Genomic DNA, 26068 nt, shown 5'->3' on the forward strand with positions numbered 1-26068 from the left:
CTTCTAGTTTTAGAATAGACAGATTACTACCCATTATTACGGATCAATGAACTTAAATAATGAAATGCACATACATTGTATAAATAAAGCAGAGGGAGAGGTTTATTTTGTATTATATTCCATATACGTATTATCCATATTCTCCTTACCTTGTAGAGAATCAAGCATCTTTATATAAAAGACCAATGGTAAGAAAACAACATGTATATCCGACCGTGGAGACTGAGAAACTGCACCAATCTGCACAAAAATTTCAGACACTTATGCCGCAAGCGAACTTACTAATGAATAAAATTAATTCCTCCTCTACATTTGCTCATGAGCTAATGGAAGCCGCACAACAATCCAATAAACAAAAAGTTCAAAAACTGATCCAATCTACTGGCATTTCTTCCCCAGTTAAAAGCCACTTTAATCCTGATGGGATTATATTTGAATTCAGTAATGTAGAAAATGGAAAGGGCGGCTGCATTTTACACATTGCGCTCCAATGGTGAAAAAGTAAAATCTTATTCAATAGAGTTTATTGGTCTGCTGTTGCTCAATTTGTAAAAATCTAGATAATTTCTAAATTTAGCACCATATGCCAGTGAATCTCATACCCTCTATACATCCGATTTTTACAACCTTTTCCATAAAATCGATAAAAACAAGTAATCAAGTGTAAAGAAAGGATTACTTGCTTTGATGGTATAGATTAATATCGTACTTTTTCTTCATCTGCTCATATATTTTATGTCTTTCTCCCCATTGCTCTCCTTTCCATAAATCTCCACTCTTATCAATGACTTCACGTCGTAATGCATGAAAGTCTTGTTCACTTTTCTCCCTTTTTTCGAAGACAATCTTCACAGTTCCGAATAAACCAAAGGCGAGTAATAATAAAAATATAAAATGGTTTTGTTGTAAAACAAAAGTAATAAGATCGAAAACAGAGGAACGGTACGGCAAAACAGCCATATTGTAAACAGAATAAAAAAGAATAGTACTGAATAAGATCGCTGACGAAAATAAAATAAAATGTAATTGTTTAAATCGATTAAGCTTTAGCTTTCGATCAATTAAATTTTGTAAAATTCTTTTTGTTGTCGGATCCATCTTGTCCCCTTCTTCAAGTAGAAATGATTCCATTCTTACGACTCCCTCCCACATCCATTATAGAAGATGTTAAAAAGTCCGGTAAAAACGACACTGCTTTTAGCAAACTTGGTCCTTTTTATCCACCTTTTTAAACACGTATCTATATTGTTAAATTTATGTGAGAGGAAGTTGCTCTATGTCTCTTATCCCGCATTAACGGGCACTAATAGACTTTTGGGAATACGGCGGAGCATAGGCTGCCCGTAAAAGCCCGATTGGTTCAGGCCAACAAGATGTTGGTCACAAAGGCGAAGTGACGTATAGGGTGTACTAGTGCAGACGAAGCGACAGGATGTCGCGATTTTAGCCTTTGATCCTCTGAAATCAGTGGAGATGGAGGAAACCCCCACTGATTGAAGTTTCACTTTATCATTTAGGGATCTTTAACTTTTGCCCCACCGATATTTCATTTCCTGAGAGTCCATTCGCTTGGCGAATCTTTTCAATCCCATCTTGACTTTGGTAATGATTCATAGCAATACGAAAGAGTGTTTCTCCAGGTTGAACGGTGTGATAGACTTCTCCTCCTTCGTCTTGCGTTTGACTTTCATTCGAATCTTGTTTCTCTTGTTCTTCTTCTTTCTTTGGAGGCGCGGGCTCCTTCTCTTCCTTCTTCTCTTCCTGATCAGATTTCTTGTTATCCTTTATTTCCTCATTCTTCTGCTGATCTTTTTTATCAGTTTCCTTATCTTTCTGTGCCTTTTCTTCTTCTTTCTTATCACTCTGCTCTTTCTGCTCTTCTTGCTCTTTATTTTTTTCAGTTGATTCATCACTGACCGCTGAACGAATCGACGTATCTGTTGAATCCTCAAAGAGGAATTCCTCTCTAGACTGCCCACTCGATGTATTAGCGATAGAAATTTTATCTTTATTCGCATAAATCATAACCGCAATTGGCATCAATAATAATATGATGACTAAAATAGAGGGAATTGAAAGCTTCCTTTTTTTGGATGCCTCCTTTTTCCTTTCCGGTTTTTTCTTATTTTTTTTGCCATGAAGTTCTGCTCGAGACGGAAGCTCATTTTTGTACTTCTCATTTTTTTGTTCATTCATACTTCATTCCCCACTTTCCGCTTAGTGTTTAAACGAATAGAGATTCCTAACAAAAGATCAATGATAAAATGCATCAAGATGACTGGCCATAAAAGTTGCCCAGACCATTCAAAAACGAAACCTATCCATATACTTAAAACCAAAATATTGATGATTAAGTACCAATGTGCCCAATACCTCATATGAATCACAGCAAAAATAATACTTGTTGGGATTAAACCGAACTTCGTTTGAATAATGCCTCGAAACAGCCATTCTTCCGCAATGGCTATAATCAAAACAAGCAATATTATTTGTAGAAAATTAAGCTTTGAAAAGATTCTTTTATTGATACCACCATCATCATAATAATGTTGAGGTAGTCGTTTCATTAAAAATAAATCTAAACTCACAACCATCAGTCCACTAGTAATCCCGATACATATCCACTTGATATCCACCTGAAATAATCTAGAAAATGAGTGCCAATCCTTAAAAAACAAAGGACTTAAGATAGATGCGACAACTAAAAGGATCACTTGTGTAAAAATAACACTTACTATGATCTCTTTATCTGTTAAATTTTTAATTAATTCGGCTTGCTTGGTCTTTTTCATTTACACTCACTTTTCTAACAGGATTTTTTGCAATCTCCATTCCCAAGATTGGTTATTTTTCCGATGCTTTTCCTTTTGACTGCTAAAATAATAGGTCCTATCCACTTGGCATATATCGCAGCATATGTCCGGGGATACTTGGTCTGTTTCTTGAAAGTAAGTTAAGGCCTGCTTACGCCGACATTCCTCCGAATGAATCCAATTGGACATCGCCCATAGCTTGCTCAATTTTAGCTGTTTTCGAGCGTTCTTTATTTCTATTACTTTACCCGCTCTATCATGATGATCACAAAAAGCGGAAAAATAATATTCAAGAAAACGAAGTTGAGTTTCCGTTATGTTTAATTCAGTCATGATTTTTGCGCTATCGTTTACATTGGTCAATGAATCATAATTGTTAATCTGCCAATCTTCAGGTAGTTCCTGTTCAATCAATCGCATCGGTAACGTCTCATCGCCAGCTGCATAGAGAAGAAGAGCAATGCTTTCCTGTCCATCTCTTCCAGCACGTCCTATTTCTTGAATATATGATTCCATCTGCCCTGGCATGTGGTAATGAATGACAAAGCGAATATTTTTCTTATTAATTCCCATCCCAAAGGCACTTGTTGCACAAATAACATCTAATTGACCACATAAAAATTGCTGTTGAATTAAAATTCGTTGTTCTTGATCTATTCCTCCATGGTATGCTGCAGCATTTTCAACTCCATTTAACCGCAGAAAGTCTACAAATTCCTCTGTAAGACGCTTGCTGGAAAAATAAATAATTCCTGGCTTTTGAAAATTCCGAACTAACTCCAATAAGCGCTTCTTTTTTTCCTCAAAATGCTCATATTTTTCAACGACCATACTAATATTAGGGCGATCAATCGAATAAACAAATTCCTTTGGATATTGAAATTGGAGAAGCTGCTTAATATCTTCACGTACTTCTGGTTGAGCTGTAGCCGTTAAAGCAAGTAAAGGTGGATTTCCAATGGACATCCGGATCTTTCCTATATTCAAATAATCCGGCCTGAAATCATACCCCCATTGCGAAATACAATGAGCTTCATCAACCACAAATAGACTTATTTTAATCTGTTTTAATCGATCGACAATATTTTGCATTCCAAGCATCTCAGGTGATAAATAAATAAAGCGATAGTGATCTAATTGTCGTAATGTTTTCCCTCTCATTCTTCGATTTAAAAAGGAATTTATCGCGACAACTCTACGCTCCCCTAAGATATGCAGTTGCTCAACCTGATCCTGCATTAAGGAAATCAATGGAGAAACAATGACTACAGTACCTCCCAATAGATAGGCTGGCAATTGGTAACATAATGATTTACCTGTCCCTGTTGGAAGCATCGCTAATACATCATGACCTTGTAAAATAGCATCAATTGTTTCTTCTTGACCTTTATTGAACGATTCATATCCAAAAACCTTTTTTAAAATTTCTGCCTTTGTCATCCTTCTCCTCCTATCCTCGCAAGAGCAAGACGGATTTGAAAATATGTAGCCGCATCAATTTGTTCTTTAATCGGTTTAAGTTTTTTTACCTGCAAGTGTCGAGCTGCTCGAACAATTTCTTTAGCCAACTTGAAATCAATAAAAGGTTCAATAGAAAACGCAGGATCATTCATCGCTATTTCGATTATATGGTCTTCGATGGTACTCTTTTTTAAATTTCGCAAACATGCCACTTTCTCTACTGAGTGATGCATTGCCAATAATTCCGCTGTCTTTGCAGCTGTGTTCGTTAGCGGAATACTCTGATATACATCATCTACAAGGGAATGCATAATCCGAAATTGATTAGGCTTTGCTACGATCTGCGTTATCCAATAATGAAGAGCATTTAAAAAACGGAAATGATATTCGGTTTGCTCCAAATTCAAATATTCTGCTGTCTGCTTATCGGTATACCCGATCATTTGATAGCCGCTTAATCGCCAAATCACAGAAACGGGATCTTCTGGAAACGGCGTTGTTAATAATATTGACAGTTCTTCATGCAAATCAGCTGCTAGACTTCCTTTTTGCTCTTTATGGTGGAACAAATAGCTCTTTACCCAAGTTTGAATATCATGATCTCTTGTGACTGGGTAATAACGATTCTCCGCATGATTCATATAGGATAAAACTTGCACAAACAAGGTGAGTCTTTTCCACATTTGAATGGCTGCATCCTGAAATTTTAATCCATTTACATAATTAGGAATAGCTACCGCTTCAAAGTACGTTAAATAAGCTTCGCTTCCCTTATCGGTTATATGACCAATAAGAGTTTTGGGGTCATACTCAATATACTGTTGCTCGATGAAAATTTGTATATGATGGTCGAATTCCGACCGCCGCATATCTGGTATAGTTTTAAAAAAAGGCGCTAAATCAAAGAGATGAGCATCTTGTAATGTTTGTGATGACTTTTTCCCTACCAGTAAATGGTAAATCGAGTAAATGGTTCTTTCTCCATTTAGTTCCCGCAAACATTTTAATAGGAGTGCAGATAAAAATGTCATCCTTATTGACTCTCTCCTTCCCCTTGTTCTTACAATATTTTACCATGAATAAGGAATTTCGACTATGTTTCGACAAAGAAGATCCTAATAATATTGCAAACTTTGTAGAGATTGAAAAAATCAGGAACTAGCTATAAAATAATAAAGGAACCATGATTATTTTTTGAGTTGAAGGATGGAGGGAATTTTTGTGCCGAAATATACGATTGTAGATCAAGATACATGCATTGCTTGTGGTGCATGTGGCTTATCGGCACCTGATATATATGATTACGATGATGAGGGGCTTGCCTATGTAATCCTTGATGATAATTCTGGAACCGAGGCTGTTCCTGATATATTAGAAGATGACTTATTAGATGCATTCGAAGGGTGTCCAACAGAATCAATTAAAATAGCGGAAGAGCCTTTTGATGGGGATCCTTTCAAATATGAGGAATAACACAAGATAATCCGATATTAAACACCAATCAAAACGGAGATGCCAAACAAGGCATCTCCGTTTTGATTAGATATTTTTATATGAAATCTGTTTGCTTAACCAGCCATTTAAACGTTTATAGACAAGAAGAAATACAGCTGCAACGATTAAGCCTTTAATAATATTAAACGGTAAAACAGAGATGACCACGAGTTCACGTAAAGCTTCATTACTCATTGGTTCCCAGCCGCCAAGTCCCATGAAAGCTGGCAGAAACACAAAATAATTTAGAACCGTCATCAATACAGCCATAAATAAAGTACCTATGCAGAGGGAGACCATTAATCCCCACTTGGCTTTTAAATGTTTATACACCATATATGTTGGTAATACGAACAGCACTCCTGCAATAAAATTAGACACATTCCCAATCGGAATGCCTGTTGCACTTCCGGAAATAAGATAGTCTAATATATTTTTAAATAATTCCACAAGGATCCCTGCCGCTGGTCCAAGTATTAAGGCGGCTATCAGTGCGGGAATATCACTGAAGTCAACGGTTAGATAGGGTGGAAACGGTGGGATTGGAAATTTGATCAGCATGAGTACAAATGCCAAACTACTAAACATCCCAATGATAACAAACGACCTGACACTTAATTTTTTCAAGATTCTCTCTCCTTAGAGATCCATCCCTCGATGAAGCAAGGTTTACCCATAAATAGACGCTCAAAAATCCGATTTCCTTCATTTTGAACCTCCACTTTAAGCTACCACAAAATAAAAACCCTCAAAGAAAATGACTTTGAGGGAGAATATTCAGGTGCTTACAAAGGACTTAAACAAGGTAAATAGACATCATGACCATAAATATGATCATCATGAATATGACACCTTTGTTTAAATACAAGGCAACCTTCATCTTCTCCCATCCAGACTATACTGTCGGCTTTGGAATCACACCAAATCCTGCTTCAAAGAAGCTCGCGGGCTCAGAAACCAATGTTTCATTACCGCCGGTCGGGAATTTCACCACGCCCCGAAGATGAATCGTATTTTATTTTCAAATACATTATACAACAATTCTTTTTATTTGGGAAGAGGAATGCTTACTTTAAAACATTGGGCGCAATAGGGACCTGAATAGGCTGTTCGAAATCAAATCCTTCCCATTGCTCTGGCTCGATGCTTTCAAACTGAACCACTTGAAAACCATACTCTTTTGCAGCTAGTAAAATCCCTTCTAACATCCACATTTTTTCTTGCTGATCTCCGGCCGAAAGATCGAGTTGCTGATTAAATTGAATAGTAACCTGTTGTTCCTCTTCCTGAACAATTTCAAAATCGAGATTGCTAGGAATAAGAGTTTGGAGAGAATCATTAGGACTGTCTTTCATCACATGTAATGTATCATTAAAATTGTCCCCTGTTGTATTGCTATCCGAAACAATATAAGCTTGCCCATTATCAGCGTTATACAGATATTGAGCTCGATGTGGTTGTTTCTCAATGGGTTGATCCTGCACGATACCATTGTTGCCAAATTCAACAGGATTCCCATCTTGATCGGTAAATCGAACCTCTTCAATATCTGTATATTGGAATGTATTTTGAATAATATCCCCTAATCCATTTTGATAACCAAAGTTTTCCTTGAATTGATCATCAATGATAACATGGGCGGTTGTTTGATTTTCGATTACCATGGAATTTAGAATCGGTTCGATATCCATTAAATTTGGTGCATGTTTTTGGATAAGCTTTGCTTCCTGTTTATATTGCTCAAACCAATCGGTTCCCTCTTCTTTAGAGACAAGGATGCTAACGGAAACGGGAACTAATCCTCCATCATTTGTGAGGGTTGCGTAGGTTAATACTTGCTTGTTTCCTACATCCTCATTATACAAAGCAGTTCTGAATTGAGAGCCTTTTTTAGTTTCTTCCTGAGCTTCCATTGTTGAGTTTTTTTCATTCGATTTGAATAATTTTTTTTCATTTTGCTCGGTATTATCTTGATTACTCGTAACCCTTCTATCAGAAGTGGACGACTCTTTTTGTCCTGCATTCTGCTCAAATAAAGTAGGGGAAACTAACAGAAAGATCAATACAGCGGCAAGTAATGCGAAAGTGGGAATGAAAATTAATCCCTTCCTTTTCTTAGACTTCCGGTCCATATTTTGCTGCACTTTTCGATAAATTTCTTCTTTCGAACGTTGATCTGTCACTTCCGGAAGGTGCTTAATCATTTGGATCATCTTTTTCTTCTGTTTCATCTCTTCAGGCATGAAATGGACCTCCCTTCCTTGCGTGTAATTCCATTTTTTCCCTGAGTGCCTTTAATGCACGATGTTGGGTGGTTTTGACCTTACTTTCCGACCAACTAAGCGTTTGAGCCGTTTCTGCTACAGAAAAATCATTCATAAATCGCATTATGATGACGAGCCGATGATTCGTTGTGCACATATCCAAACAATTAAATAAACGTTCCATGTCCTCATTTTGGATTGTAACATCCTCCGGTAAAGGTCCAGTATCCTTGATTCCGCCACGGTCCCAATCAAATTTATCATATAGACGTTGTTTCCAATTTTTTTGTTTTCTAAAATGGTCAATGGCGACATTTTTGGCAATCGAAAAGAGCCAGGTTTTTTCACTACTTTTCCCTTCAAATCGATTATAAGAACTCATCACTCGGATATAGACTTCCTGTACTAAGTCTTCAGTTTCCTCCCGATTTTTCACCATATAAAATAAAAACTGAAAAAGATCGCGATGATATTTGTCATACAATTCATCGAACACGGAGTCCATCTACTTCCCTCCCCCGTTACGTATTAGTCGTTCACTATTTATAAAAGTTACAAAACTTTTGTTCGATTATATAAAAATAACGGATTAAACAACCTTTTCAAGTTATTCAATCCGTTTCGTTATCCACAATCGTTTCTTGTGGAACAAGATTTTATTGCAGCATTCAACATTTTTTATTTCGCGTTCGGTAAAAAGACGATAAATGTCGTTCCCACATCAACCTTACTTTGTACCGTTATTTCTCCATGATGAGCATCAACAATATTTTTCACAATCGCTAGTCCTAATCCTGTTCCGGCTTTTCCTCTCGTTCGAGCTTTATCCGCCTTATAAAATCTTTCAAATACAAATGGTAAATCCTCTTCCGGAATACCCGTTCCGTTGTCGGATACTTTAATCGTTATACCAGCATCATTTCTTGTTTGTGTAATAGTCACACGCCCATTCTCAGCAGTATGACGAATGGCATTATCAATCAAATTGGTTAAGACTTGCTCAATCCGATCTGGATCCATAGAAAACAGCTGATTATCATGGAGCTGACTCTCTAATATTACCTGCTTTTCCTTGGCTATACCACCAAATTTATGCATAATTCGTTGAATAAATGTACTAATTTCTAGATTTTCATAATTTAAGGAGATATGACCTGCTTCCATTTTAGCGAGATCTAATAATTCATTCACAAGTCGACCGATTCGTAAAGATTCATCATAAATAATTCTAGCAAGTTCTTTCTTTTCTTCATCTGAATCGACAATATCGTCAATGATCGCCTCACTATATCCTTGAAGCATTGAGATTGGTGTTCTTAATTCATGCGAGACGTTAGAAACAAAATCACTTCTTAATTTATCAAGTCTTCTTTCTTCTGTCATATCGCGTATAACTGCGACAGCCCCTCGAACGCTTTGCTGATTCTGTGTGTATAAGGGACTAACGATCACAACATAATACCGACCTTGTATCTTTAACTCCTCAGTCTGTTCTGTTTCTACTGATATCGCTTGTGCAAGCAAATCAGCCAGCTCACCTGGGATCGGGCTTTTGCTATTTTGCCCTTCACTATACCATTGTTGTAAAAACCGATCAGCAGGAGGATTGGTAATGAGTATATCACCACTTTTACTAAACGTCATAACTCCGTCTGCCATACTACTTAAAATGCTTTTCAATTGCTCTTTTTCTTGGCTTAAGACATTCATATTTATTTTTAATCTTTTAGCCATTTGATTAAAAGCAATCGCTAATTCCCCAATTTCATCATGACTTAAAAAAGGCACTTTTGTATCAAATTCCCCTTTAGAAACTTGAAAAGCGGCCTCTTTCATTTTTCTTAAAGGTGAAGTAATTCTCGTGGATAGGAAAAAGGCAAAAAAAGTTGTCAAGACGATCGCAATACCAGCTGCAAGGTAAATAATCCTTGTTGTTTGCTGTGTCGTATCCTTCAATACAGCTAAAGATTGGTAGATAAAAATAGCCCCATTTTGTTCATTAATGTGGAAGGGAACTGCTGCCACAATGACATTCTCATATCGACTTCCTTTATTCGGATAATCTGTTTGTGAAAATTCTTTGACTATACGTTTTTCATCAGAAAAAACTTTCATTAGCTCATGGTCGCTTAATAAGTCCTTTGCTGAATCTATCTCTTGTTCTGGAGCATCTGGTGAGAGCAGAAAATCTTCTTCATCGTAGGCAATAATCACTCCTAGAGGTTTATCGACTATTTCAAAAACAATTTCTTCTCCTAGTCCATCACCTGCATGCGCCTCCAGAATACTTGAAACTTTATTCGCCTGATTGGCCAATTCCTGCTCAATCTGACTGACATGATATTTTTCAAAAAACTCTAGAAGTAAAATGGTCAAAATGATTAAAACAAAGGAAACTAATAAAAGAATCGTCATCCATAGTTTCCCTACTACACTTCTCCAAAGTCTCATTCATTTGCCTCAAATTTATAGCCTACACCCCATACAGTAACAATCATTGCTGCTGCTTTTTCGGAGACTCGATTTAATTTTTCACGAAGTCTTTTTACATGGGTATCGACTGTTCTTAAGTCACCAAAAAATTCATATTGCCATACTTCTTTCAATAACTGTTCTCGATCAAAAACTTTATCAGGAGATTTTGCAAGGAAGTGAAGTAACTCATACTCTTTGGGTGTTAAATTCACTTCTTCACCATTTGCTGTTACACGATGCGCATCATGGTCAATCGATAAATAAGGGTACACAATGATGTCCCTTGCCGTAGCCGTTGAACTTTTGTAGCCTGTTTGTGAGGATCTTCTTAGGAGCGCCTTCACTCTTAATACTACCTCGCGAGGACTGAATGGTTTAACGATGTAATCATCGGCTCCCACTTCAAACCCTTGTACTCTATTTGCTTCTTCTCCTTTGGCCGTTAGCATAATAATAGGTGTATCTTTTTGCTCTCGTATCTCATTGCATACCTCAATCCCGTCTTTTTCAGGCATCATTAAATCTAACAAAATACAATCATAATCATGTTCCACTGCTAATTCTAGAGCAGAATTTCCATCCCCTGCTTCTTCAATCACATAATTTTCTCTTTCCAAATACATCCTAAGCAACCTGCGAATACGATCTTCATCATCTACTACAAGAATTTTCACTTGCTGATTCATTATGTACCCTCCCTGAATAATTAGTCCGTTTAGCAGCATCGGATAAGAAAAAGGCTCGCACTTTTGAGGGTGTGAGCACTTTTTCACTATTTCTATACCTCTAGTATGTTGATCTACCCTTTATCTCTCATTTTCCATTTTACGCATAGGAATGCAATCCAGCAAGAATGAGGTTCACAAAGATCAGATTAAATAAAATGATGGCAAACCCAACTACGGCAAGCCAAGCCGATTTCTCCCCATGCCAGCCTACAGATAATCGTAAATGCAAGAAAACTGCGTAAAATAAGAAGGTAATAAGCGCAAATACCTCTTTCGGATCCCATCCCCAAAAACGTGTCCACGCAATCTGTGCCCAAATCATTGCAAAAACAAGTCCCCCAAGACTAAATACTGGAAAACCAATGAGCACTGACCGATAACCAATCTCATCTACTAAATCTAAATTCGCTTTTTTCGTTAATGGCTGAAATATTGCACTAATACTTTTTCTGAAAATCAAACGTAGTAATAGATATAATATTGAGCCAATTAGTATACTCCAAATAACTGTGTTAAGCTTTTGGGCATTAATAAGCGCAGGCATTTTCACAAGTGGCTCCATACCTGTCCCGCCAATTTTTTCTGCCTCATGCGGGCCGACAATAGCAGGCAGCTGATAATTTGCTTCCAATGTTTGCCCTTCCCGATTGACCCAACTGAAATCTGTTTGATAATGAGCCATTGAGAAGGATGTTGTAATAATAATAAAACCAAGCGCGACAATTAATGTGTACATAATAAATTCCAGAGAAAAAGCTTTAAGACTTCTTTTGGTTGTATCTACTACCTTTAAAAGATAAATAAGTCCGGCAATAAAACTAATTGATAAAATCGCTTGTCCAATCGCCGCTGTTGAGACATGGATAATTAACCATTCACTTTGCAACGCAGGAATAAGTGGTGCAATATCCGATGGAAACATACTTGCATAAGCAATGATGAGCATGGCGATCGGTAGTGCAAAGAAACCTAAAACATTCAAACGATAAATAAAATAAATTAATATAAAAGCCCCTACTAACATCATGCCAAAAAATGTAGTGAATTCAAATAAGTTACTAATTGGGATATGTCCCCCAGCAATCCAGCGAGTTGTAAAATAGCCTAGCTGAGCGATAAAACCGATGATCGTAATAGTGATCCCAATCTTCGACCACATATTCGTTCCCTTTTGTTTTGCTCGTGCTCTCTTATCCCGTATGGCCCCTCCGAAGAAAAAGACGGCCACTAAGTACATTACAAAGGCAATATTTAGTAGATAACCGCTTATTTGTACTAAATTAGACATGTGCATTCTCACTTTCTTTCTCTTTAGTTTTTTCCTCACGTTGATCAAGAGGCTCTGGCACGGAGCTACCTTCTATAATGGTCGCTACTTCACGCTTTAAACCAAACCAGTTTTTGTTTGTGTGTCCAGCTATTAGAATGTTTCCATTCTTATTTTGTAACCAAATACGTCGATGATTCCAATATGCTCCTTGGATAACGCCAATCATAAAAATTGTTCCACCTATCGCTAGAATCCATAAGGTTAAATCCTTCCTTACAGTTAAGATCGTTGCATTTCGGGTGGTCACTTCTTTAAACGCCATCTTATAATCTGTTTCACCTAACAACTCAGTTGTGCGCATAATCTCCACAAAACTGTTTTCTCCTTTAGGATGATCGGGTGAAACCATATTAAAAATAAAGGCAGGGTTGTCTGGAACCGCAGAATCAGTCTGTGGTTCTCCTGACTCGTCAATCCCAGAAAAATCAGGGTAATATCCTAACAATTCGACCTTATATCCATCTCCAAGATCGTATTCTTTTTCAGGCTCAAATAAATCAATGGTGATTTCTCCCTTAGGTTCATCTGTTTCTTTATTTACAAGTTCAAACGTCATAGCCTTTAATTCATTTAATTTATAATCTGTTTGATATACAGCATAATGATCGAATTTCAAAGGTTCATTCACACGAATTTGCTTATGCTCTCTCTCTGTTAGTTCATCCTCAGAACCTACTGGTTGATCAGGATCCCTTTCGTACAGGATGACATCTGATTGAAAGTTCTTCGCAACCCCTCCTACTCGATCAATGGCATTATCGAAAACTTCCTTGTCCGTTCCTTTTTCATATGTTTCCAGAGTGAACTTTTTATTTTCTAACACATATTGCTTATGTGTGCCTGGAATAATCTTTTTTTCTCCTTCCCGCAACCAAATTGATTCATCCACATACATTCCGGGTACAAAACGCAACATTGCACCAAGTAAAAAAATAATTAAACCAATATGATTAACATAAGGACCCCAACGAGAGAACCGTCCTTTTTCAGCCAAAATTTGACCGTTTTCTTCTCGTACTTTATATCTCTTTTCCTTCATTCTTTGTTTGATCAATTCAAAATCACGCTTGGTTTCATCTGTTTCTTGAACGCGATTATAAAGCCTTTGTCGCTTTAAAAAACCTTCATGACGGCTAACTCGCTGATTCTTTAAAGCCCGATATAAAGGGATAAAACGATCAAGACTACAAATAACGAGCGAAACGCCGATCGAAGCAATTAATAGTAAGTACCACCACGAGCTATACAAATCATACAAACCAAATACATAATACATGGTTCCAAAGAAGCCATACTTTTCCGTATAGTATGTGGATGGGTCCGCATTCTGCGGTATGTACATAACTTGGGGGAAAATCGTGCCAAAAGATGACATTACTAATGTAATCACGATTAACCAAACGCCGACTTTAACCGAAGAAAAGAAATTCCATATTTTATCAATGATTTTTTGGTTGTAGGTTTGGGATCTACGTGCACTCCCCTCATAACGCATGTCATGTAGCTTTTCTTTTTTGGCTTGGTCGGTCAATGCCCGTCCACAAGATTCACAAAGAATCGTTCCGATCGGGTTAATATGCCCACATTCACATTTTACTTCTTTCATACCTTTAAAACTCCCTTATTCCGGCTTAATATGCTCCATCATGGCTTTAATTCTTCCTTCGGGTAGTTGACCTTCTACAATATCGACAATCACACCATCTGCATCGACTATAATGGTCGCCGGCAATTTATAAATATTATAAAGACCTGCCACATCCTTATTTTTGTCCTCTAAAATCGGAAAAGTAAAATCATACTTTTCTAAAAAGTTATTGATTAATAAAGTCGGTTCGCCCATGTTCACAGCCAGAACTTCAACATCTTGATCCTTATACTCATTATATTGCGTATTAATATCGGGCATTTCTACTTTACAGGGTTTACACCAAGTCCCCCAAAAATTAATAAAAACTCCCTTTCCCTTATATTCAGACAACTGATGCTTATTCCCTTCCAAGTCTGTAAGAACGAAATCCGGGGCCTTTTCCCCTATCGCAATGGTCGTTTTATCTTTTGTCAAACTTGCATAAAGGGTAAATGCTACAGCACCAAACAAAATCACTAATATAACTGTCCGCATTATGAGACGTCTTCTCTTTTTCCCTGACATCTTTATACTCCCTCCTAGCCCATCCACACTACAATCATTATACACCTTTGTGTACATTATGGTTTTGAAGTTTATGTGAAACTTCCTCTAGCTGTGGCCTATCTTTCCCGTTTGGGCTAATGTACGTAAAAGTTTTACCTCATGCAAGGTTAGTTCTCTTGATTCACCTGCATTTAGTCCGTGCAAATCCAAGAAACCATATTGCTCTCTTTTTAATTTCATAACAGGATGGCCAATGGCTTCCATCATTCTTCGCACCTGCCGATTTCTTCCTTCCTGCAAAGTAACTTCGATAATCGCTGTTCCCTTTCGCTTATCGAAGGAAGTAACTTTCACTTTTGCAGGAGCCGTTTTTCCATCCTCTAAATGGATTCCTCTCTCTAGCTTTTTTAAGGCTTCCTTCGATGGGATTCCTTTCACCTTCGCAATATACACCTTTTTTATTCTATAACGAGGGTGCGCAAGCAAATTAGAAAATTCTCCATCATTCGTTAGGATTAACAATCCAGAGGTATCGTAATCAAGTCGACCAACAGGATAAATTCTTTCTTCTATATTTTGAAAGAAATCCGTCACGACTTTTCTTCCTTTATCATCGGAAACCGCTGAAATCACTCCGCGTGGTTTATAAAAAAGCATGTATCTTTTTTCTTCTTGCACAACTGGAACTTCATCCACTTCAATTTTATCAGTAGGAAGAACTTTCGTGCCTAGCTCTGTCATTGTTTTTCCATTTACCTTTACTCGTCCAGTTATAATAAGTTCTTCTGCCTTTCTTCTTGAAGCAATGCCAGCATGCGCTATTACTTTTTGTAATCGTTCCATTTTTTCTTCACCTCATGGTTTTTCTGTTAGAATTATTACACATATACCTTAAAAATCAAAGAAAGAGGACTGGTTACACTCAAAAAAAACAACAATCATGTCCAGTTTATGAACTGAACATGATTGTTGTAATCAGAATTGCTGCTGAAATACCTGCTAAATCAGCAAGTAAACCCACCTTCAAAGCATCCCCCATTTTTTTTATTCCTACAGCACCAAAATAGACCGTTAACACATAAAATGTCGTGTCTGTACTACCTTGTAAAATAGAAGCCATCCTTCCTAGCAATGAATCAGGTCCATGAGCAGAAATCATATCTGTCATTAATCCTAATGCAGCATTTCCAGATATTGGGCGAATTAAGGCTAAAGGAATGATTTCTGCTGGAACTCCTATAAAGTCTAGGACGGGGCGGATCAATTGAATAAAAAATTCCAGAGCTCCTGATGCTCGAAAAATAGTAATTGCCACCAACATGCCAATTAGAAAAGGAATGATGGAAATCGCGATTTTGATCCCTTCTTTGCCACCCTCTACGAAATTTTCATAAGCTGGCTTTTTCTTCCAAAGGCTATGAACCAAGATGATGGCAATCATAATTGGGATAATCCATAAGGAGATGACAGAGATGATTTGCATCGTTTACTTTTTCACGCCCTTTCTTATTCGACGTCTATAAAAGTAGCGATCTACAATAATCGCTACAGCCGTTGCACAAATCGTTGCCATTAAGGTCGGCCCAACAATTTCTGTTGGATTTGCAGATTCATAGTTCATCCGGATTGCAATAACCGTAGTCGGAATAAGTGTTAACCCAGATGTATTTAAGGCGAGAAAGGTAATCATAGATCGACTAGCAGTCTCTTTTCCTCCATTCAATTCCTTTAATTGTTCCATTGCTTTAATGCCCAACGGTGTAGCGGCATTCCCTAACCCTAGCATATTTGCAATAATATTCGATAATATATAAGCAGCTGCAGGATGATCTGGCGGAATTTCAGGGAAAAGCTTTAAGACAATTGGTTTAAATAAAGCTGATAGCTTATCTAACAATCCACTCTCTTGTGCGATTCTCATCATGCCTAGCCAAAATACGAGAACACTAATTAATCCAATACAGATGGTAACTGCTTCATTTGCTGATTGAAAAATCGCTTCATTGACTTCCTTCATCGTTCCGTTGATCGCAGCATAAACCAATCCAATTAATGTCATCGCAATCCATATATAATTAATCATGTGCATCTGCTCTGCTAAACATTAAATTTTTAAAATGATCCCACCAATTTTCTTGCTTATGATTTTCCTCTAAATAAATAATTTCTTCTTTTACAGGCTGATCTTGCAAGTACATAATCGCTACTCCAGCCTTTCCATTCTCTAATGCTTTTAATTGATTCTCTGGTAACAGCTTATATTCCAACCGCACCTCATCTACCTCTTCCTCAGATAAAGGGTAAACGATTGAATCCTGAAGAAGGAATTTCTTTCCTTCCATTCCCGCTATGTTTAAGGAAAGTGAGCCTTTCGGTAAAATCGTTTTTGGCGAATATGTTTTAAATCCATGCTCATACATAGAAATGTGATCTGTCCAATCATCTGGAGCATCTAATGTAACAGCAATTAAATCCTTATTGTCTTTCGTTGCTGTTGAAATTAATGTTCTTCCTGCCCTTTTCGTAAAACCCGTTTTTCCACCTGTACAATACTCATATTTTTCTGTTAACAGTCGATTTTTATTTTTCCATTTATGTGCACCATTTTCTCTTTTTAGTGTATATGATTTAGTCCCTGAAATTTCTTCGAATGTAGGATTCATCATCGCATAACGGGTTAGCAAGGCCATATCATAGGCCGTTGAGTAATGTTCTTCATGATCATCTAAACCATGTGGATTCGCAAACATTGTATGGGTCATGCCGATCTCTGCGGCTTTTTGATTCATTAAAAAAACAAATCCCTCCACACTCCCTCCAACTTGTTCTGCAATAGCTGTTGCCGCATCGTTTCCTGAACGAAGCATTAATCCATAAACCAAATCCTCTAACTTAATCTTTTCCCCTTGTTGTAAATAAACAGAGGAACCTTCAGTATACACAGCTCTTTTGCTGACAGTTGTGGTTTCATCCATTTTTCCCGATTCTATCGCCAAAATTGCTGTCATTACCTTTGTAATAGAGGCAATACGATGGGTTTCATTAGCATTATGCTCAAATAAAACTCTCCCTGTTTCCTGCTCGATTAAAACCGCTGCAGAAGCACTTACCGAAACAGCTCCAGCCTTTTTCGGAAGTATCCATAACTGCACACTCAAGACGAATACAATCGCTACCAATAAATGTTTTCTAGCTTTCATTCACTCGCTCCCCAATACTTGATCTAACTATTTTCAACATTTCAACATCATCCATAATATGTGGTCATTCACTGTTTTTACAATGTACCTCATTCTTTTTCGGAATCCCTTTTGCTTACATGCTGGATCTATTTGTACAAGTTTATGCCCTTTGTTTTTTGATATGATAAAAATAAAAAAAACTGCTGATTTATCAACAGTTTTTTAGTCTTCCTCCATTTGTTCTTTAAAAGATGAAAAGAATAAATCCGCTTCATCTTCCTCAGCTGGGCTATCATGCGACATTTCCTCAAGTAGAGGTAATTCTTGCAGATCTTTCAGCCCAAAATAATCTAGAAACTCACTCGTTGTTCCGTATAATTTGGCTCTTCCTGTTCCTTCAGCTCTTCCCACTTCCATTATCAATCCCTTGGAAATAAGAGTTTGAATAGGTCGTTCTGTTTTTACGCCTCGAATCCCTTCGATTTCAACTCTTGTAATAGGTTGTTTATAGGCAATAATAGCCAATGTTTCAAGACCTGCTTGAGAAAGAGAAGACGCACTCGGACTTTCAACAAGTTTTTTAAGGTAATCAGAGAACTCTTTTTTTGTTACTAGTTGGTATGATTCTGCAAAGGCGACGATTGTTACTCCTCTTGTAGCATCCTCCTCATACTTACTCTTAAGAATGTCCAATAATTGGAGAGCTTTTTCTTCCGGTATTCCCATAGCTTCACCAATCTGTTTGATAGACAAGCCTTCGTCCCCTGCGGCAAACAACAAGCTCTCTAAGATTCCTAACTGTTTATCTTCCTCCAATAGCGACAAGCTCCTTTCGCAAGGATAGAAAAATATCACCGAACATATTTGTTTGTTCCACAATAATGTCATCACGCTTCATTAATTCCAACATGGCTAAGAAAGTAATCACCATATGTTCCTTATTTTCATATGGAAAGAACTGGTAAAAACTAATGCGATTCACTTGCGATGATAATTGTTGCAAAACTTCCGTCATTCTATCCTCAATCGATATTTCCTGATAACTAATTTTTGTTTGCATTGGCTTTTGTAATTTCTTTCTACGTATCAATTTATGATACGCACCAAGCATGTCTGATAGCGTTACATCTCCCAAGATCGGTTCTGTACCCATTTCTTTCGTATAATCCGATAGGTCCGAAGGGGGCTTTGTATACATTAGACTTCGATCAGCTTCTTTGTTTTTTAAAGTAATCGACGCCTCTTTAAACTTTTTATATTCGATTAGCTGCTCCACAAGTTCATCACGCGGATCTTCATCTTCGTATATATAATCTTCTTCAGGTTGATCATGATTAGGTAAGAGCATATTACTCTTAATCGAAAGCATTGTTGCCGCCATCACTAAATACTCACTTGCGTCATCTAATTTCAACTCTTGCATTGCATGTACATATGTCAAGTATTGTTCAGTAATTTCAGCCATAGGAATATCATAAATGTCTATTTCCAACCGATTAATTAAATGTAAAAGAAGGTCAAGCGGCCCCTCAAACTTCTCTAATTTTACTTGATACTCCATTCTATCACCAAATTTTTATTGATTTTCTTTCTTATCATATAACAGTGGCAGGAGAAAAAACAAGATTCTCTACTTTCATTTTTCTCTCAATGTTAAACTATAGTTTAAGAGCAGTGTTAAAGATCTATACAAAAGCGCATGACATGAAAGAAAGGAGACGGTCGTTTTGGAATACCCTTTATCCTATATCAAATATCTATACCATTTTCATGTAGATCGGGATTATTTTGAATGTCATGAAGTTCTAGAGGATTATTGGAAGGATCATGGAATGGAGCGAAATTCAATTTGGGTGGGCCTTATCCAAGTTGCTGTTAGTTATTACCATTATCGGTATGGCAATAGCAAGGGGGCTGTTAAATTAATGAATAAAGCCATCCGTTTATTAAAAGGCAAACAAACAGAAATCGAGCGGCTAGGCATTCACTATACAGAGTTCATCAAAATATTAAACGAGAGCGAGCAAAACATGATCAGACAATGCCCATACAAAGCTATTAATTTCCCCATTAAAGATAAAAAACTACATATCTTATGCCATTTCCAATGTCGAAAACAGGGATCGAGCTGGGGAAATCCGGATATAAACACACCCGTTCAAATTTTAAGGAAACATAATTGGAGAAGATTGCCCAATAATATTGGAAAGAAAAACATAAATTCTGTCTAAATAAACAGTAAAGAAAAGGCTTTGGTGAGACCTCACAATGAATATAGGAGGCTCACCACCCTCTCGAAGAAAGTTCAATTCTTAGATAATACACTTTTCATGTTTCCTTCTGCTTTATCTTGCATTTCCCGAATAATTGTATTAATATCTCTTCCCTCAAAGATACCCTCTCGATAGTCGACTCCCTCCATAATTTCACTTTCATACTGAGACATTCTTGGTAGAGGGGCTGGTTCTACATCTGTAATGGCTTCTAAGTTCTTATCCTCTAATATATCATCATAATGTTCATTGCCTTTCATAAATGCATCACGTACTTCTGGTGTCACTACTGATGGTAAATCTCCATTTTCTGACTTGACCATTTGATATTCATCACTTAATAAGTACTCGATTACTCGAAAGGCCTCCCTTGGATGTTCAGAGGTTGTGGTAGCCACAATTCCATTGCCAGGCTCATTCGGTCCGTAATCGCCAAACTCTCCTCCCCAACGTGGATACGTAACAAAATCAAAATTCAACCCGCTGTCGACGGCTGCACCTACATATGTCCCTGCAAATGCTCGATCTGCCGCCATCGCAAGTTGCCCTCGTCTCATCAAGTCAACGCCTCTTTCATCTATCATCTCTTCCACCGTATCAAAAGAATTACCTGGAATAGCATAGATCTCTTCTAGTCGTTGCAAATAAATTTTGAATGCTTCATTTTTATCAATGATTGGTTCATGAGTATCAGGATCCACAAGTTTTGCCGTTTCGGTCTGACGCATCATAAAGTCAAAATTACCTGGGTGAAGACCACGGTATTGGATCCCTCCCATCTCCCCTGTTACTTTACGGGCAAGTTCAATGACTTCATCCCAAGTCATATCATCTGTTGGATAGTCAACCCCAAATAAATCGAATATATCAGGGTTATAAACAAGTGCATATTCTGGTCGGATAAGTGGGAGTCCATTTAGCTCTCCCTCATTCGATTGTTCTTTTAAATAGTCTAAAATACTTGGCTCAAGTCGTTCTAAATCAAAGCCAGTTTCCTCAATGTACGGAGTAAGATCAAGTAATAAATCCATTTCTAGATATTCTGCGCTTACACTAGTCATAATTAAATCAGGGTAAAGCTGTTTAGCAAACACATTTTCCTCAATTTCATCCCAACGTGATTGCACATGTTCCATTGTAATGTGATCGAATTTAGCCTCGATCGGTTCTTTAAAATATGTCGCGAATTGTTCATCATTCCAATGTGTCATCATGAGTAAAGTGACTGGCTCTAATTCGGCTTCTTTTTCTTGACTTTCATCATTGCCAGTTGTTTGGGCTGAAGTTGATGACTTATTATTATTTTTTGAAGATGAACAACCCACAACTAAAAATAGAGAAAATAATATTGACAGTAAAATAAAGCCATTTTTTCTCATAAATTGACCACCCCTCCATTTTGTTAAGCGCTTACAAACAGTATAAAAAAAGGAGCTTCACCTTGCTCCACATTATTTGCGCAAAATAAAGCATTCAATAAAAATTGCTCTTCTGTTTCGGAGCTCAGGGGCCTTTAAAATTATTTTGACTGTATTGTCAAAACCTCGTCTCTATTTATCTTAATCTCCAAACAGTTAGCATCTATCACTCTTGTATTTGTATGAAATTGTCGGAAATCATACTCACAAAATTCAGGTAGTATTATCCTTATATTTGTGTCCCTTTGCGCTACTATCTTGCCAGAAAATACCTTTTCCTCTATGTCCCAAGAGAATGATATTTTCCCAGTTGTAAAACAAAAATCTCTCACTTTACCTTGCTTCCACTTCGTTGGAAGAGCAGGTAATATCTTTACTAACGATGGAGAAACATATATAAGCATTTCTTGAACCGCATTAATCCATCCTGAATTTGCGTCTAATTGAACCGGTGCTGTTTGTGAATTCATACAAATACCCATATCTCGCCAATCATTATGGAGAGTGAAGAAATTATTCATTAGACAGGATTGTGCGATAATATTTAAGCATTCAAGTGCTTGATCTCCAGCGCCAATTCGAGCATATATAGAGGACATATGAGCAAGTGACCATCCTGTTTGTGCACCAATTAATCGTTTCCTAACAGCTGCTTCAAAGGCCTTAAATAGGGACGGATTATCCTCCCTTGTAAATTCTTGACCAGGAAAAATTGGGTAGATATGAGACAAATGGCGATGATCATAGCGATCATCAAAATCAGGATGCATCCATTCACGGATTGCTCCATCCTCATTTATTTGGTAATCCGGGATTTTCGCTAACATATCTTCCCATTGAGCAATCCTGTTGCTTTCTTCTTCTCCAGCTATTCTACTTCCTTCGACCAAATGAGCTAATAATTCTTTTATGATCGCAAAATCAACCGTTGCATTAATCGTTGTCGGCATTGGATGTGCCAATGGTTGACCATTTTTCGGCATATGATTTTCTGGTGTGTTTTCTGGTGAAACGGATGGGTATATCTTATAAAATCCATCATCACCAAGCACTAGAAAATCCTCGTAAAACAGTGCCGCTTCACGCATAAAGGGCAAGGCCTTTTCTTTTAAAAAGTTGTGATCATTGCTAAATAAAAAATAGTCATAGAAATGCTTTGCTAGCCAACCCGCTGCACCGGTCCAATTCATGATGACAGGCACCACTTGATTTGGAACTCCAATACCGGGGGTCGTGCCAGCTGGGATAAAGATGCCACTACAGCCATATAATTGACGAGCATTTTTTCTAAAATCATCCATCATTTGATGATAATAATTGAACAAAGCAGGTACCAACTCTATGAATCCTCCAACATTGGCATGCCAGTACATCATTTGGATATTTTCATTGGCCATATTATGGCCCCACATTAACCGATAATCACCAAACCATAAACCATAGAGGCCAAGGGGCTGGCCTTCCGCTCTAGTTCCAGAAATAAACAGATATCTTCCATATGCCCACATTTTTTCAATTAAAGAAGTGGGTGCTTCACCACTATAGGCCTCAAGAAGAAGCTCTTCATTCGAACGCGGGTCATCACCATCCGTTAATTCAATTTCCGCTGACTGGAATAAAGGACAATGAATTTCTGTATGGCGATTAAGAAGTTCCTCATAATTATGTTTGATATCAGCTAACTCGTTTGTCAATCGTTGCCATTCTTTCTTACGTTCACCTTTCACAAATACCTTCACCAAGATTAAAATCTTTTCCGCATTCGTAAGTTGAATAGACTCTTTCTTTTCCTTCATTTGTCCATTAACTGGAATGACGCGAAAAACACCCCCAAAATCAGTACCGTCCTCATTTTTGGCTGCATAGTAATAATATGGTGCTTTCGGTTTTCCTTCAACGCTCTCAACAAGTAAAGGAACTCGGTCGATAAGCTTCCTCCCTTCACTCTTTTGAAGCGCTAAATGCACCTCGGCTTGAATAGAGGCATGATTAGATGTAATCTCATAAGCAATTAGATCGTCTGCTCTGGAGACAAATAATTTTCTTTCGTATCTTTTCTGACCATCCTCCCATTTTACCGATACTTCACCAGTCTCCATATTGAGTACTCTGCTATAATTTTTAAAGGCATATTCACAGGGCATGGTTACCTTTAATGCCCCAAGCGGTAACCTAGAAGCTAAACGCGTTTTGTATCCTTTTTCTTTTAACGCATTCGTTAAATTCCAACTAGCAGCCTTGTAGTCTTTTTGGGATATTAATCTTCTCGTTTCCGCAAGAGTATGGCTGACATCAGGAACTTCGTCTTTTTTTCCTAAATGCCATAATTCCTCATGGTTGATCAATATCGTCTCATTTTTAATTCCTCCATAAACAGCTGCACCCATTTTGCCATTTCCGGAAGGCAAGGCCTCTCTCCACATATTTCCCCACCAAGAAGCAGGGTAGCTTAGTTTTAGCTTATATTGATTATTCTTGCTTTCATTCATCAGCTTCTATCACTTCCACTTTTGGCGGGTGAATAAAATCATGATAGCGATCAGCAACTAAAGCTTCCTGTGTATTCCCTTTATGAAAATAAATTCGATAGTTATAAGTAAGTGACTCCCCTTTATTTAATAGTTGACCCCCACGAAAATAGAAATTATTTGGAGCGATTAGCCCATAATTACGAATATGCCAGTACGTAGGAAATTCACTTGTTTTTGGGTCTTCGAATGCAGCAATTCCGAGGAGGTCTTCACCTACTTTCCCATAATAATCACACCATGGGGCGCTTTTCCCCCAACACTCTTCTTCCCCTATGGATCCATAAGCATTAACAATCGTTCCACCATGATCAACACTCATCGTTTCAGCAACACGGATCCCCAGCGGTCCAGCTTCTTTTGTGGCTCCAAGTTCCACTCTTCCATAATCTGCACTGAGTGTGAATGATATATCAATGATACGAGCATGAGCTGGCGTATTATAGACAGTGAATGTTCGTTGATCGCGCATAAGGGATCGCCCCTTAAAGTTTGTCCACTCTGCTTCGGATGAGATTCTAGCAAAGACTGTTCCCGCTGTTTTTTCTCGAATATGATCCAGTTTCTGTTTACCATAGTCTGGTCGTTCATTCCAAGCATCTACACCGTTTACATCTCCAATTCCGAGCCAAATTGAACGATGATGTGGATGCTCAGTCGTTTCAAAATCAAGACGTGTATAACTTTGACCACTCGGTCCATTAATCGGTCCAAGATAGGGTTTTGCTAGCGTAGGATCAATTACATAAGAGGTTGCGAGCTCACGATCTATCAAAATATCAAACTGGTTTTCTTTTTCTACTATTTCTACTTTCCCTAATTCATCTTTTTGTTTACTGTCATTTAAATCAACTGTATAAATTATCGTTTCCTGTGCATCCAATTCTTCTATTAACCAATGTAGTACAATGGAAGCTTCTGTCTCTTCACATTGCACGGGTACCATCTTACCAATCTCATCATACAGGCGAACTTTGGACAGATTTATTTCAGATAACAGCAATGATATTTTTAATAATGGAAAAGAAACTGGACAAAATTTCCTGTTATGATTTCCAGCTGCTACCTTTAATTTAATCTGGTTTGACATTCGCGATACCTCCCTCAACTGTTGACCAAGTCCTTTTTACAAACTGTAGAGATAAAGCATTTTCATCTACAAGAGAAGCTGCATTACATTCCGAGGATATTAGGCCCCTATAATTTGCTTCCTGTAAAATCAAGAAAAGCTTAGAAAAATTCATCGCCTCTTTGCCTTCTACTTCTCCTGGAAATCGTCTTTCTCGATCGGAAATATGAACATGGGAAAGCCATTCATCCTTTATTGCTCGCTTTAAAATCGTAAAAGATTCATTTTCTAAATCCATATGATAACTATCCGCCAGCACTTTGATATGTGGTAAATTCACTTCTTCTGCTAATGATATTGCCTCTTCTACAGTATTAATAATATTACTTTCTAGTTTATTTAACGGTTCAATCGCAATAGTAATCCCATACTTCACAGCATATGATTCACACCGACATAAGAACTGTTTGATTTGTTCATATCCTTGCTTTTTAGAAAAGCCAACGGGGATAGTTCTTGCCCCACCACTTCCAAATATAATTTGTTCTCCGCCAATCTCCCGTACTCGCCTCATCGCCAAATCCAGATAATCATCTAACTCAATGATGGAAACAGTTGGACCCACAACCTTTAATTGCGGCGGGATGAAACTATTACAGACAGGAATATTTAGAGAGGATTGCTGAATGATTTTTTTTGCCTGTTGAAACTCCTCCTCTGATAGTTGTGTGAGAAATTGGACGGTCAACTCGGCAAAATCATAGCCATTTTCCTCTAGTAATTGAAGACCAGCTTGTAGTTGCTTCACTTTATCTGTCTCCATATCTTTCCCTTCGGTTTGCGGAACAAATGAACCAATGATAAGACAGCATCCAAACTTAGTATTCATCTACACA

The 26068-nt window shown here is 37.6% G+C and carries 26 protein-coding genes and 1 riboswitch; of the genes, 3 read left to right on the forward strand and 23 right to left on the reverse strand.

Annotated elements, in window-relative coordinates:
- Positions 1 to 107 precede the first annotated feature (107 nt).
- Positions 108 to 497, forward strand: coding sequence for a YuzC family spore coat inner layer protein (locus tag KI375_RS19360; RefSeq protein ID WP_212975090.1), 390 nt, complete (start codon positions 108 to 110; stop codon positions 495 to 497).
- A 178-nt stretch (positions 498 to 675) separates the two neighbouring features.
- Here the strand turns inward: KI375_RS19360 and KI375_RS19365 are convergent, their stop codons facing one another.
- The 5 genes from KI375_RS19365 to KI375_RS19385 form a co-directional block, all read right to left on the reverse strand.
- Positions 676 to 1131 carry a DUF2663 family protein gene (locus tag KI375_RS19365; RefSeq protein WP_212975091.1) on the reverse strand — a complete coding sequence of 152 codons (456 nt, stop codon included), beginning with the start codon at positions 1129 to 1131 and terminating at the stop codon, positions 676 to 678.
- Positions 1132 to 1509: 378 nt separating this feature from the next.
- Complete coding sequence (locus KI375_RS19370; protein ID WP_212975092.1) at positions 1510 to 2196, reverse strand: LysM peptidoglycan-binding domain-containing protein; 687 nt, start codon at positions 2194 to 2196, stop codon at positions 1510 to 1512.
- Positions 2193 to 2792 carry a CPBP family intramembrane glutamic endopeptidase gene (locus KI375_RS19375; RefSeq protein WP_212975093.1) on the reverse strand — a complete coding sequence of 200 codons (600 nt, stop codon included), beginning with the start codon at positions 2790 to 2792 and terminating at the stop codon, positions 2193 to 2195. The genes KI375_RS19370 and KI375_RS19375 overlap by 4 nt, the downstream gene beginning before the upstream one ends.
- A 6-nt stretch (positions 2793 to 2798) precedes the next feature.
- The gene (locus KI375_RS19380; RefSeq protein ID WP_212975094.1) at positions 2799 to 4253 is read right to left on the reverse strand and encodes a RecQ family ATP-dependent DNA helicase; all 1455 of its coding nucleotides are present in this window, start codon (positions 4251 to 4253) and stop codon (positions 2799 to 2801) included.
- Positions 4250 to 5305: a YpbB family protein gene (locus KI375_RS19385; RefSeq protein ID WP_212975095.1), complete on the reverse strand. Its 1056-nt coding sequence runs from the start codon at positions 5303 to 5305 to the stop codon at positions 4250 to 4252. Before KI375_RS19385 ends, KI375_RS19380 begins: the two co-directional genes overlap by 4 nt.
- Before the next feature lie 190 nt (positions 5306 to 5495).
- Here KI375_RS19385 and KI375_RS19390 point away from each other — a divergent pair, with 190 nt between their 5' ends.
- On the forward strand, positions 5496 to 5747 hold the full coding sequence (locus KI375_RS19390; protein WP_212975096.1) for a ferredoxin: 252 nt from the start codon (positions 5496 to 5498) through the stop codon (positions 5745 to 5747).
- A gap of 66 nt (positions 5748 to 5813) precedes the next feature.
- On the opposite strand, the gene KI375_RS19395 is transcribed toward KI375_RS19390, so the two are convergent.
- The 14 genes from KI375_RS19395 to KI375_RS19460 form a co-directional block, all read right to left on the reverse strand.
- A complete protein-coding gene (locus KI375_RS19395) occupies positions 5814 to 6395 on the reverse strand; it encodes an ECF transporter S component (RefSeq protein ID WP_212975097.1) in 582 nt (193 codons plus the stop codon).
- 247 nt (positions 6396 to 6642) lie between these two features.
- A riboswitch (FMN riboswitch) is annotated at positions 6643 to 6777 on the reverse strand.
- A gap of 58 nt (positions 6778 to 6835) precedes the next feature.
- The gene (locus KI375_RS19400; RefSeq protein ID WP_212975098.1) at positions 6836 to 8011 is read right to left on the reverse strand and encodes a hypothetical protein; all 1176 of its coding nucleotides are present in this window, start codon (positions 8009 to 8011) and stop codon (positions 6836 to 6838) included.
- Positions 8004 to 8537, reverse strand: a complete 534-nt coding sequence (gene sigX / locus KI375_RS19405; RefSeq protein ID WP_212975099.1) for an RNA polymerase sigma factor SigX — start codon at positions 8535 to 8537, stop codon at positions 8004 to 8006. The genes KI375_RS19400 and sigX overlap by 8 nt, the downstream gene beginning before the upstream one ends.
- 173 nt (positions 8538 to 8710) lie before the next feature.
- Positions 8711 to 10483, reverse strand: a complete 1773-nt coding sequence (locus KI375_RS19410) for an ATP-binding protein (RefSeq protein WP_212975100.1) — start codon at positions 10481 to 10483, stop codon at positions 8711 to 8713.
- Positions 10480 to 11193 (reverse strand): response regulator transcription factor, encoded by a 714-nt coding sequence (locus KI375_RS19415; RefSeq protein WP_207452840.1) that lies wholly within the window; start codon positions 11191 to 11193, stop codon positions 10480 to 10482. Before KI375_RS19415 ends, KI375_RS19410 begins: the two co-directional genes overlap by 4 nt.
- Before the next feature lie 139 nt (positions 11194 to 11332).
- The gene (gene ccsB, locus KI375_RS19420) at positions 11333 to 12523 is read right to left on the reverse strand and encodes a c-type cytochrome biogenesis protein CcsB (protein ID WP_212975101.1); all 1191 of its coding nucleotides are present in this window, start codon (positions 12521 to 12523) and stop codon (positions 11333 to 11335) included.
- On the reverse strand, positions 12516 to 14171 hold the full coding sequence (gene resB / locus KI375_RS19425; RefSeq protein ID WP_212975102.1) for a cytochrome c biogenesis protein ResB: 1656 nt from the start codon (positions 14169 to 14171) through the stop codon (positions 12516 to 12518). Before resB ends, ccsB begins: the two co-directional genes overlap by 8 nt.
- A gap of 15 nt (positions 14172 to 14186) precedes the next feature.
- Positions 14187 to 14720, reverse strand: a complete 534-nt coding sequence (gene resA / locus KI375_RS19430) for a thiol-disulfide oxidoreductase ResA (RefSeq protein WP_212975103.1) — start codon at positions 14718 to 14720, stop codon at positions 14187 to 14189.
- An 87-nt stretch (positions 14721 to 14807) separates the two neighbouring features.
- The gene (locus tag KI375_RS19435; RefSeq protein ID WP_212975104.1) at positions 14808 to 15545 is read right to left on the reverse strand and encodes a pseudouridine synthase; all 738 of its coding nucleotides are present in this window, start codon (positions 15543 to 15545) and stop codon (positions 14808 to 14810) included.
- Between the two features lie 106 nt (positions 15546 to 15651).
- Positions 15652 to 16185: a spore maturation protein gene (locus KI375_RS19440; protein WP_212975105.1), complete on the reverse strand. Its 534-nt coding sequence runs from the start codon at positions 16183 to 16185 to the stop codon at positions 15652 to 15654.
- 3 nt (positions 16186 to 16188) lie between these two features.
- Complete coding sequence (locus KI375_RS19445; RefSeq protein WP_212975106.1) at positions 16189 to 16785, reverse strand: nucleoside recognition domain-containing protein; 597 nt, start codon at positions 16783 to 16785, stop codon at positions 16189 to 16191.
- Entirely contained in the window at positions 16778 to 17902 is a 1125-nt protein-coding gene (locus tag KI375_RS19450) for a D-alanyl-D-alanine carboxypeptidase family protein (protein ID WP_212975107.1), read from the reverse strand. Before KI375_RS19450 ends, KI375_RS19445 begins: the two co-directional genes overlap by 8 nt.
- Positions 17903 to 18106: 204 nt before the next feature.
- Entirely contained in the window at positions 18107 to 18700 is a 594-nt protein-coding gene (gene scpB, locus KI375_RS19455) for an SMC-Scp complex subunit ScpB (protein WP_212975108.1), read from the reverse strand.
- A complete protein-coding gene (locus tag KI375_RS19460) occupies positions 18687 to 19445 on the reverse strand; it encodes a segregation/condensation protein A (RefSeq protein WP_212975109.1) in 759 nt (252 codons plus the stop codon). Before KI375_RS19460 ends, scpB begins: the two co-directional genes overlap by 14 nt.
- Before the next feature lie 166 nt (positions 19446 to 19611).
- Here KI375_RS19460 and KI375_RS19465 point away from each other — a divergent pair, with 166 nt between their 5' ends.
- Complete coding sequence (locus tag KI375_RS19465) at positions 19612 to 20115, forward strand: DUF309 domain-containing protein (protein ID WP_212975110.1); 504 nt, start codon at positions 19612 to 19614, stop codon at positions 20113 to 20115.
- Between the two features lie 74 nt (positions 20116 to 20189).
- Here the strand turns inward: KI375_RS19465 and KI375_RS19470 are convergent, their stop codons facing one another.
- The 4 genes from KI375_RS19470 to KI375_RS19485 form a co-directional block, all read right to left on the reverse strand.
- Positions 20190 to 21536 carry an ABC transporter substrate-binding protein gene (locus tag KI375_RS19470; protein WP_212975111.1) on the reverse strand — a complete coding sequence of 449 codons (1347 nt, stop codon included), beginning with the start codon at positions 21534 to 21536 and terminating at the stop codon, positions 20190 to 20192.
- 140 nt (positions 21537 to 21676) lie between these two features.
- Positions 21677 to 24064 carry a glycosyl hydrolase family 95 catalytic domain-containing protein gene (locus KI375_RS19475; RefSeq protein ID WP_212975112.1) on the reverse strand — a complete coding sequence of 796 codons (2388 nt, stop codon included), beginning with the start codon at positions 24062 to 24064 and terminating at the stop codon, positions 21677 to 21679.
- The gene (locus KI375_RS19480; RefSeq protein WP_212975113.1) at positions 24057 to 25193 is read right to left on the reverse strand and encodes a DUF6807 domain-containing protein; all 1137 of its coding nucleotides are present in this window, start codon (positions 25191 to 25193) and stop codon (positions 24057 to 24059) included. Before KI375_RS19480 ends, KI375_RS19475 begins: the two co-directional genes overlap by 8 nt.
- Entirely contained in the window at positions 25177 to 26061 is an 885-nt protein-coding gene (locus KI375_RS19485) for a sugar phosphate isomerase/epimerase family protein (protein ID WP_212975114.1), read from the reverse strand. The genes KI375_RS19480 and KI375_RS19485 overlap by 17 nt, the downstream gene beginning before the upstream one ends.
- Positions 26062 to 26068: the final 7 nt, after the last annotated feature.

The organism is Bacillus sp. J14TS2, assembly GCF_018333015.1.
Lineage (GTDB): Bacteria > Bacillota > Bacilli > Bacillales > Bacillaceae_C > Lederbergia.